This window comes from Propionibacterium australiense (assembly GCF_003666605.1).
GTDB classification, from domain to species: domain Bacteria; phylum Actinomycetota; class Actinomycetes; order Propionibacteriales; family Propionibacteriaceae; genus Propionibacterium; species Propionibacterium australiense.
Window position 1 is genome coordinate 42603 of sequence record NZ_RCIV01000016.1, and the last position, 9464, is coordinate 52066.

Sequence of the window (9464 nt, forward strand, 5' to 3'; positions counted from 1 at the left end):
CCGAGACGAGGTCTTCCGCCGTCCCCGAGCGGAGCCAGGTCGACGTGAGGCCCCGGCTCGCCGGGCGTCACTGCGGACCGGTCGTGACGGTCTGTCCACGTGGTGGACTGCGGGTTTGACGCCTGGATGCCACCGTGTCCTACACTCACAACCATGTTCCAGGTGATCCGTGCGCGAATGCCGCGGCTCACCATGCCCGCTGGCCGTTGTTGTCAGTGCTGTCGCGCCCGCTCCTGACGGCGTCCCACCGGTGAACGGTTCGGCGTCCGTCGGTCCCGAGCAGGCCCCGCCCCAGCACCACCCGCCACGACGACCAGGAACCGATCATGACTCTCGACTTGTTCTTCGTCCAGAAGGACGCCACCCGCTCCGTCCTCGACAGGCTCACCACCGACCTCGGCCTCGCCTCCCGTGTCACAGGCAGCCGCACCACCACCATGGAGATCTTCCCGGTGCACGTGACGACCGTCGAGTTCGACGCCGACGCCGATGCGCAGGCCGCCGCCACGAGCTGGTTCGACGCGCACGGCATCCACTGGATCGCCCGCTGAACCGCGGCACAGGAGCACAGGGCCCGGCCCCCTGGTGACCGCATGGGTCTGCCCGTTCCGGGGCCCGCCGCAAGGGCGAAAACAAGGTGACTGCTCAGCACCGGTCGGCTCGTGGCGTCCACCCTGCCGGACGGTTCGTCCCGCATCGCGCGCAGGGCCTACGATGTGCCAGGTGCCCTGGTCCGGCCGGGACCGGGGCCCGGTCAGGTGCGCGCAGCGGTCTGCGCAGCCGGGAAGGCAGATGTGACGACGACAACGGATCACCCCGCCACGGCGGATCGCCCCACGAGAACGGACCACGCGACCGACACGCGCATGGCGCAGCGGCAGACCGGGCGCCTGCAGCGCACCCTCGGGCGCTTCGACATCGTCTTCCTCATCTTCTCGGCCGTCGTCGGTCTCGAGATGCTGGGCTCGGTGTCGGCGCAGGGCCCGGAGACCTTCACCTGGCTCGTCTTCCTCATCATCGTCTTCCTCATCCCGTACGCCCTCATCTTCGCCGAGACCGGCTCGGCCTTCCCCGGTGAGGGCGGTGTCTACCTGTGGGCCCGCCGGGCCTTCGGGCGCCCGGCGGCCGCCGTGGCCTCGGCCTTCACCTGGATCACCCAGCCCGTGTGGGTGGGCGGTTCCATGGCCTTCCTCAACGCCGAGGCCGCCCGCAACTACCTCGTCCACTTCCACGAGGGATCGGCCGCCGACTACGCCTTCAAGATCTGCTTCATCTGGATCACCGTGCTGGCCGCCATCCTGTCGCTGTCGAAGGCCAAGTGGATCCCGACGGGCGGCGCCTTCTTCAAGCTCGGCTTCATCGCCCTGTTCGTCGGCACCGCCATCGTCTACGCCGCCAGGGAGGGCATCCAGCCGCTGGGCGGCGCCGACTTCGTCCCGACCAAGGCCGGTTTCATCACCCTCATCCCGCTGCTGCTGTTCGCCTTCCTCGGCTTCGAGAGCTCCTCGAGCGCCTCGGGCGAGATGAAGAACGCCCAGCGCGACGTCTCGGTCTCGGTGCTGCGGTCCTCCGCGATGGCCGGCGTCTTCTACACGATCCCGGTGCTGACAATCCTGCTCGTCATCCCGCCGAGCCAGATCGACGGAGTCTCGGGCCTGCTGGCCGCCGTGTCCACCGTCTTCTCGGTCTACGGCGAAGCCGCCCCGGTCATGATGACGATCGCCGTCGCCATGTTCACGCTCGCCAACATCGGCCAGGGCGCCGCCTGGATGATCATGTCCGACCGCATGCAGGCCATGGCCGCCGCCGACGGCTCGTTCTTCGGAGGCTTCTTCGGGCGCTTCCACCCCAGGCTCGGCACGCCGATCCGCGTCAACCTGCTCTCGGGCATCGTCTCGACGAGCTTCATGGTCGCCGCCATGAGCCTCACCGGCTCCAGCGCTGCCCTGTTCGACGTCGTCCTCGGCGTCTCCATCACGACCTATCTGTTCAGCTATCTCATCGTCATCCCGGCCGCCATGAAACTGCGCCTGTCCGTGCCGGACGCCGAGCGCCCCTTCCGGGTGCCCGGCCCCGACTGGGTCTTCAGCGCGCTGTGCATCATCACGACGGCCTTCGTCGCCCTCGGCTCGTGGGTGAGCATCTTCCCCGGCACGCTCGAGACGCTCATCGGCATCGACTACGACTTCTCGCAGGCATCGGGCGTCTCCTACGCCTCCTTCGAGGCCCTGACCCTGGGTACGCTGGCCTTCATCGTCCTGCTCGCCCTGGTCGGCTACATCCGCGGCAGGAAGGTGCGCGAGTACGTCGGCTGAGGGCCGCAGCCACCCGGCGTGCCGGGCGGATGTGGGAAGATCGGGGCGGGATCCTCGTTCATCAGGGAGAGACATGACAAAGACGCGTCTGGTAGCGGTCCTCATGGCCGGTGTCCTCGCCGTGGGCGGCCTGGCCGGTTGCGGCTCCGGTGACAACGGCTCGAACGGCGAGGCCTCCAGCGCGACGCCGACACCCACCCCCACCCCGTCCGTCGCCGCCGAGACGGCCCTGCAGCAGATGAACGACGCCATCGCGCAGGCCTCGTCGGTGCACGTGGTGGGCAGCTGGCGCATCGACCAGGAGGGGACGGAGCGCACCGCCGACATCCTCAGCACGGTCGACGGCACGAACATGTACGCCACGGTCACCGAGGGCGACAGGTCCGCCGAGATCGTCGTCGCCGACGGCACCACCTACGTGCGCGGCAACGAGGCCTACTGGACGGCCAACGAGATCACCAGCGAGCAGTACGAGTTCATCAAGGACAAGTGGGTCACGGTCAGCGCCGAGGACAGCGAGCGACTCGGCAAGTCGACTGTTCCGAGCGCGCTCGTCGACCTCGTCACGGCCGACCTCGACGCCAGCAAGATCGACCGCGCCAGCATCGGCAGCACCGAGGACGGCGCCGAGACCTGGGTGTTCTCGGACGGCCACAACACCGAGTTCGTCATCGACCCGGCCACGATGCTGCCGATCTCGATGACCGACGGGGCGAGCACCCTGACCTTCGACCGCTGGAACGACGTGCCGGTGCACGAGCCCCCGGCGGCCGAGGAGACGGTCGACGGCTCCGGCGGCTGAGCAGGATCGCCGAAACGGTACGCGCGAACCCGGCCCGGGTCTTCCCCCCGATTCCCGCCCAGCGCGCGGGCGGCCACCGGACGTAGCGGCCCGGGGCGCAGCGCGGCCGGTTCAGGCCAGTGCGATCACCTGGACGAGCAGGATCTTGACCACCGTGCCCAGCGCGAAGAGGGCGCCGTAGGCGGAGTCGACGCGTTCGTCGTTGACGAGCGAGTTGGCGTAGCCGAGCACCGCGGGCTGGCCGACGAAACCGGCGAATCCGCCCGCGGCGCGCTGCGCCGACAGGCCGAGCCGGTTGGCCGCCAGGAGCAGCCCGCCGCCGCCCAGGGCCAGCGAACCGGCCGAGACGAGCACGACCTTGAGGCAGTCCCAGGTGAGCAGATCGGACCGGAAGGCCGGGCCCGTGGCGAGACCGACACAGGCCAGGAAGACCATGAGTCCGAACTGACGCAGCACCTGGTTCGTCGCGTGCGACAGCTGCCAGCGGAAGGGCCCGGTGCGGTGCAGGGCGCCGAACACCATGCCGGCGATGAGGGGGCCGGCCGCCACGCCGAGACTGAACCGCAGGCCGCCGGGCAGCGGCACCGAGACGGCGCCGGCCAGCAGGCCGACGGCGATGCCCAGACCGAGGCTCAGCGCGTCGACCTGGGAGACCCGGGCCTCCGAGTCGCCGAAGAAGTCCTGGGCGTCGCCGAGCCGCCCGCGGGGCACGACGGCCAGGACGCGGTCGCCGGGCTGCAGCACCAGGTCGTCGGTGGCGAGCATCTCCAGGTCCCCGCGGCGCACGCGGGTGACCAGCCCGTCGCACTGCTCGCGCACGTCGATGTCGCCGAGGGCCCGCCCCGCCAGGTGCGGGTTCGAGACGACGAAGCGCCGGAAGTCGACGTCCCGGCGGTTCTCGGTGAGAACGTGCCTGGTGCGGTAGCCGAGGAAGCCGACCGCCTTGTTGACGTCCTCGGGCATGCCCACGACGAGCACCTCGTCGCCGCGGTGCAGCTCGTCCCGGCGGCTCATGACGCGCATCTGGCCGTCGCGCAGCAGATAACTCATCCGGATCCTCGACGGCCAGCCGGGGATCTGCTCGATGGCGGCGTCCCGGGTCACCTTCGTGCTGACGGCCTTGATGCCGGCCTCGGCGAGCGAGACGTTGTCGCGCCGGCCGGGCCAGTGCCTGGTGGCGACGAGGGCGATCATGACCATGGCGACGACGACACCGGTCGGGTACGAGACGGCGTAGGCGAACAAGGTGCCCGGATCGTCGCCGGTGGCCTGCTGGGCGGCGTCGATGGCGGGTGAGGTGAGCACCCCGGCGAACAGGCCGGAGACGTGGGCGGGGCTCAGGCCGACGGCCCGGCCCCCGGCCGTGGCCGCTACCGCCATGAGGATCAGGGCGGCGCTGCCCGCCACCATGAGCGTCCACTGACGCCTCAGGTCCGACAGGAACGTGGCGCCGGCCGACAGGCCGACCGTGTAGCAGAACAGGACGACACCGAGTTGCCTGACCAGTCCCAGGCCATCACCCAGTCCCGGGTCGATCATGCCGACGAGCAGGCCGATGAAGAGCGCACCGGCCGCGCCGAAGCGCAGCGGGCCGAACCTGATCTGGCCCAGTAGCGCCCCGAGGGCGAGGACGCCCATGATGGTGAGGAGCGGATGCGCGACGAGGTATGCGATCATTCCTGGCCCTGGGTACTCGATTCCGGTGGACGATCCGCGCCGGAGCAGCCGGCGCACGCAGCGCCGGGCCACTGCGCTGCGGACTTGTTGAGCCTACCCGCCGGCCCGGCAGCGGCGGGCCCGTGAGGGCTGCGGTGCGGCCACGCCTCGCCCTCCGCGAACCTGTCTCTCCGCCCGGGGCGCAACCCCCGCAGCGCCGGGCGTCGTGACCCTGCCTCGGGATCCACCGGAGGAGCACCATGCCTCAATGTTGGGATCGGTGGTTTTTGTTGGGTGAGGTGCTAGCTTTCTTGGCTCTGAACCGCTAGAGTCCAACCCATAACAACATTTTGTTCGCGGGAAACATGGTCGGCCGTCGCAGGGCTGCGGGGCCGCCGTTCGTGAATCCCGTTGCCGACTGACGGTGAGACCCCCACCGTGATGCCGGCGCCATGGCGGCTCAGGGCAGGAGGTGGGCGGATGTACCCGCAGGAACGTCGCAAGTGGCTCGTCGAGCACGCGCGGCAGAACGGTCGCGTCTCGGTGGCCGAGGCCTCCGCTCGTCTCGGCGTCGTCCCCGAGACCATCCGCCGCGATCTCGACGCGCTCGACGCCAAGGCCCTGCTGCGGCGCGTCCACGGCGGCGCGATTCCCGCCGACTTCGACCAGCTGGGCGACGCCCCGCTCGACACCCGCGACGCCTCCGCCGTCGAGGAGAAGGAGCGGATGGCCCTCAAGGCGGTCGACTACCTGCCGGCCGATGGCGGCACCGTCCTGCTGGACGCCGGCTCCTCGACCTCACGGCTGGCGGCCCACCTGCCCGCCGACGGGCACTACGTCGTCATCACGAACTCGGCCCCCATAGCGGCCCAGGTCGGTGCACGCACGAGCTGCGAGGTGCGCCTCATCGGCGGTCGCCTGCGCGGCACGACGGCCGCCACGGTCGGCAACACGAGCGAGTTCGAGCGGCTCCGCGTCGACGTGGCCTTCATGGCCACCAACGCGCTCTCGGTCGAACACGGCCTGTCGACCCCCGACATGGACGAGGCAGCCACGAAGACCGCCATGATCGGTGCCGCTCGCACCGTCGTGCTGCTCGCCGACTCCCGTAAGATCGGCGCCGAGTCCACGGTGCGCTTCGCCACACTCGACGACATCGACGTCCTCATCACCGACACCGGCATCCCGCAGCGTCAACTCGAACTCATCCGGAACAAAGACCTGAAGGTGGTCTGCGCATGATCGTCACAGTCACTCCCAACCCGAGCCTCGACCGTTCCGCGGCCCTGTCCGCGCCCATCGTCCGTGGCCAGGTGCACCGCCTGACCGACATCACCACCGTCGCGGCAGGGAAGGGGGTCAACATCTCGCGCGCCCTGCACAACGCCGCCGTACCGACGCTGGCCGTCGTCCCGGCTCCCGAGCACGACCCGTTGCTCCAGGGCATGGTCGACGCGGGTATCGACCATCGCGAGGTGCCCGTCGCACACGCCGTGCGGACGAACCTGACCGTCACCGAGCCCGACGGCACCACCACCAAGTTCAACGAGCCGGGCGCCGAGCTGAGTGAGGCGGAACGCGCCCGACTCGAGGACGCCGTGCTCGCTGCCGCCGCCGAGGCCGACTGGGTCGTCATGACCGGCTCCCTGCCGCCCGGCCTGCCCTCCGACTGGTACGCCCGGATGGTGCCCAGGATCCGCGAGCGCGGCGCGCGGGTCTGCGTCGACACCTCGGACGCCCCGCTCCTGGCGCTTGCCGAGGCGCTGCCGCAGGCGGCCCCCGACCTCATCAAGCCCAACTCCGTCGAGCTCGCCCAGATCTGCGGCGGGGACGGCGAGGCCATGGAGGAGGCCGCCTCGCGCGGCGACTACGACGCCGTCCTCGACGGAGCCCGTGGCCTGGTCGCCAAGGGCATTGAACGCGTCATGGTGACACTCGGCGGTGCGGGCGCCCTGCTCGTCACCGCGAGCGGCGCCTGGCACGCCATCGCCGCACCCATCGAGGTGCGCTCGACCGTCGGCGCAGGGGACTCCTCGCTGGCGGGCCTGCTCATCGGCCTCACCAGCGGCGCCGATGATGACGCGGCCCTGGCACGGGCCGTCGCCTGGGGCACGGCCGCGGCCGGCCTGCCCGGATCCACCATCCCAGACCCCGACCAGGCGGCGCAGGTGCAGACCAGCGTCACCGCGGTCCAGACAACCTCCGAAGGCGCCCGGCCCCAGCAGCGCGCCGAACACCTCTCATCCTGAGAACCCGTCCGGTTAGGAGAAATGTTCATGTCCGAGTCCATCATCGAACCGGAGATCGTCGCTCTCGACGCCGATCTCGGCTCGACCAAGACCGAGGTCATCACCGCCTTGGCCGGCATCATCGCCGCTGCCGGGCGGGCCGAGGCCGAGGGTCTGACGCGCGACGCGCTGGCCCGTGAGGAGAAGTTCCCCACTGGCATGCCCGGTCGCTTCGCCATCCCGCACTGCCGTTCCGAGGCCGTCAGCAAGTCCTCGCTCGGCTTCGCCAGGCTCACCAATCCCGTCGACTTCGGCGGCAAGGACGGCCCGGCCGACATCGTCTTCCTCATCGCTGCCGGCGCCGACGGCGGCGAGGAGCACATGAAGCTGCTCACCAAGCTGGCCCGCGCCATGGTCAAGAAGGACTTCGTCCAGTCACTGCGCGAGGCCCCCGACGCCGACTCGATCGTCACCCTGGTGCGCGGCATCGTCGAACCCCAGCCCGAGCCCGCCGCGGCCGAACCGGCCGCCCCGGCGGCGGACACTGGGACACCGGCGCCCTCCGGCGCGGCACCCAAGGCCCGCATCGTCGCCGTCACCGCGTGCCCCACCGGCATCGCCCACACCTACATGGCCGCCGACTACCTCACCGAGTCCGCGAAGAAGGCCGGCGTCGAACTGCAGGCCGAGCCCCAGGGCTCCTCCGGCTACGAGCCGCTGCCGCCCGAGGTCATCAAGTCCGCCGACGCCGTCATCTTCGCCACCGACGTGGGCGTCAAGGGCCGCAACCGCTTCGCCGGCCTGCCCGTCATCGAGTCCGGCGTCAAACGCGCCGTCAACGAGCCCGACGCCATGATCGCCGAGGCCATCGCCGCCATCGGAGACCCCAACGCCCACAAGGTGCACGCCGTCGCCGAGGGCGCCGCCGACGCCGAGGAGGAGGCCTCCCAGCTCGGCTGGGGCAAGCGCATCCAGCAGTCCCTCATGACCGGCGTCTCGTACATGATCCCGTTCGTCGCCGCCGGCGGTCTGCTCATCGCCCTCGGCTTCCTGTTCGGCGGCTACGAGATCGCCGACAACGGCCTGGACATCGCCCTGGAGAACAGCCTCGCGAACCTGCCCGAGGCCACTGGGCACGCCCTGGCCGGCTCGGCCCTCATGACCTACATCGGCGCCGTGCTCTTCGCGGTCGGGCAGGCAGCCTTCGGCTTCCTGCTGCCGGCACTGGCCGGCTACATCGGCTTCGGCTTGGCCGAGCGTCCCGGCATCGTGCCCGGCTTCGTCGCCGGCGCGATCGCGTCCCTGACCGGCGCCGGCTTCATCGGCGCCATCGTCGGCGGCCTGGTCGGCGGCTTCGTCGCCTACTGGTTCACCACGCTCAACGCGCCGCGCTGGCTGCGCGGCCTCATGCCGGTCGCCGTCATCCCGCTCGTCGGCTCGCTGATCTCCGGCGGCCTCATGTACGTCGTCCTCGGCCGGCCGCTGGCCTGGCTCACCACGACGATGAACAACGCCCTGTCGGGCATGAGCGGCACCTCGGCGATCATCCTGGGCATCATCCTCGGCCTCATGATGTGCTTCGACCTGGGTGGCCCGATCAACAAGGCCGCCTACCTGTTCGCCACGACGAACCTGGACATCAACAACGTCGGCTCGATGCGCGTCATGGCCGCGACGATGGCGGCCGGCATGGTGCCCCCGCTGGCCCTGGCCCTGTCGACGGCCCTGCGCCCGAAGTACTACACGCCCGCCGAACGCGAGAACGGCACGGCGGCCTGGCTGCTCGGCGCCTCGTTCATCTCCGAGGGCGCCATCCCGTTCGCCGCGGCAGACCCGCTGCGCGTCATCCCCTCGATGATGGCCGGCGGCGCCGTCACCGGTGCCCTGTCCGTGGCGCTCGGCGCCGCGTCCCTGGCCCCGCACGGCGGCATCTTCGTCTTCTTCGCCATCGAGAGGTTCTGGGCCTTCGTGCTGTCGATCGTCGTCGGCGCGATCGTCTCCGGCCTGCTCGTCACCGTGCTCAAGGGCGCGGCCTGGCGCAAGAAGAACGCCGAGTCCCAGCAGGAGGCGGCTGCTGAGACTGAGGCCGTGACCGCCTGACGGCCGGTCTCTGACAAGGACCACTTCTCCGCTCCGCACACCCAGTGGCGCCCGGGTTCCGGCCCGGGCGCCACTGGCACTCCCGGCCCAAAACCTCCCGACCCCTCACGCGAGGATGGGGTTGTCGGAAGAACGGTGTGTGAGGTCAGGCCTGATCCGACAAGGGGGATTGCTGTGGCTGGCAGGCCGGGCCGAGCGACCGCTGACCAGCCGTGCCCCTCTCATCATGTGAAAGGGCTGTCGACAAGGTGTGATCGTTCTAGACTGGCGGGGTTGCCTCATCCACCCCCTTGGAGGAATCCGCAATGAGTGATGGCCTGAGCCTTGACGACCTTCATGCGGCGTCTGATGTTGTGTGGGATT

General features: G+C 70.3%; 7 protein-coding genes. 6 read left to right on the forward strand and 1 reads right to left on the reverse strand.

The window, feature by feature from the left end; all coding sequences use genetic code 11:
- Window positions 1–326 precede the first annotated feature (326 nt).
- The 3 genes from D9T14_RS10570 (at window position 327) to D9T14_RS10580 (ending at window position 3117) form a co-directional block, all read left to right on the forward strand.
- Entirely contained in the window at window positions 327–551 is a 225-nt protein-coding gene (locus D9T14_RS10570) for an NIL domain-containing protein (RefSeq protein WP_119162484.1), read from the forward strand.
- Window positions 552–866: 315 nt separating this feature from the next.
- Window positions 867–2315, forward strand: a complete 1449-nt coding sequence (locus tag D9T14_RS10575; RefSeq protein WP_119162485.1) for an APC family permease — start codon at window positions 867–869, stop codon at window positions 2313–2315.
- A gap of 73 nt (window positions 2316–2388) precedes the next feature.
- A complete protein-coding gene (locus tag D9T14_RS10580; RefSeq protein ID WP_126464296.1) occupies window positions 2389–3117 on the forward strand; it encodes a hypothetical protein in 729 nt (242 codons plus the stop codon).
- A gap of 111 nt (window positions 3118–3228) precedes the next feature.
- On the opposite strand, the gene D9T14_RS10585 is transcribed toward D9T14_RS10580, so the two are convergent.
- The gene (locus D9T14_RS10585; RefSeq protein WP_119162487.1) at window positions 3229–4794 is read right to left on the reverse strand and encodes an aspartate:alanine exchanger family transporter; all 1566 of its coding nucleotides are present in this window, start codon (window positions 4792–4794) and stop codon (window positions 3229–3231) included.
- Between the two features lie 459 nt (window positions 4795–5253).
- Between D9T14_RS10585 and D9T14_RS10590 the strand changes: the two genes are divergently transcribed.
- Genes D9T14_RS10590 through D9T14_RS10600 form a run of 3 tightly spaced genes read left to right on the forward strand, consistent with a single transcriptional unit; the run spans window position 5254 to window position 9101 of the window.
- Window positions 5254–6015 (forward strand): DeoR/GlpR family DNA-binding transcription regulator, encoded by a 762-nt coding sequence (locus tag D9T14_RS10590; protein WP_119162488.1) that lies wholly within the window; start codon window positions 5254–5256, stop codon window positions 6013–6015.
- Window positions 6012–7022, forward strand: coding sequence for a 1-phosphofructokinase family hexose kinase (locus D9T14_RS10595; protein ID WP_119162489.1), 1011 nt, complete (start codon window positions 6012–6014; stop codon window positions 7020–7022). The genes D9T14_RS10590 and D9T14_RS10595 overlap by 4 nt, the downstream gene beginning before the upstream one ends.
- 27 nt (window positions 7023–7049) lie before the next feature.
- Window positions 7050–9101 (forward strand): PTS fructose transporter subunit IIABC, encoded by a 2052-nt coding sequence (locus tag D9T14_RS10600; protein ID WP_119162491.1) that lies wholly within the window; start codon window positions 7050–7052, stop codon window positions 9099–9101.
- Window positions 9102–9464: the final 363 nt, after the last annotated feature.

Excerpts from the sequence above, each read along its gene's own strand:
- D9T14_RS10595 (WP_119162489.1), top strand. The coding sequence starts at position 6,012 with ATGATCGTCACAGTCACTCCCAACCCGAGCCTCGACCGTTCCGCGGCC.
- D9T14_RS10585 (WP_119162487.1), bottom strand. The coding sequence starts at position 4,794 with ATGATCGCATACCTCGTCGCGCATCCGCTCCTCACCATCATGGGCGTC.
- D9T14_RS10600 (WP_119162491.1), top strand. The coding sequence starts at position 7,050 with ATGTCCGAGTCCATCATCGAACCGGAGATCGTCGCTCTCGACGCCGAT.
- D9T14_RS10590 (WP_119162488.1), top strand. The coding sequence starts at position 5,254 with ATGTACCCGCAGGAACGTCGCAAGTGGCTCGTCGAGCACGCGCGGCAG.
- D9T14_RS10580 (WP_126464296.1), top strand. The coding sequence starts at position 2,389 with ATGACAAAGACGCGTCTGGTAGCGGTCCTCATGGCCGGTGTCCTCGCC.
- D9T14_RS10570 (WP_119162484.1), top strand. The coding sequence starts at position 327 with ATGACTCTCGACTTGTTCTTCGTCCAGAAGGACGCCACCCGCTCCGTC.
- D9T14_RS10575 (WP_119162485.1), top strand. The coding sequence starts at position 867 with ATGGCGCAGCGGCAGACCGGGCGCCTGCAGCGCACCCTCGGGCGCTTC.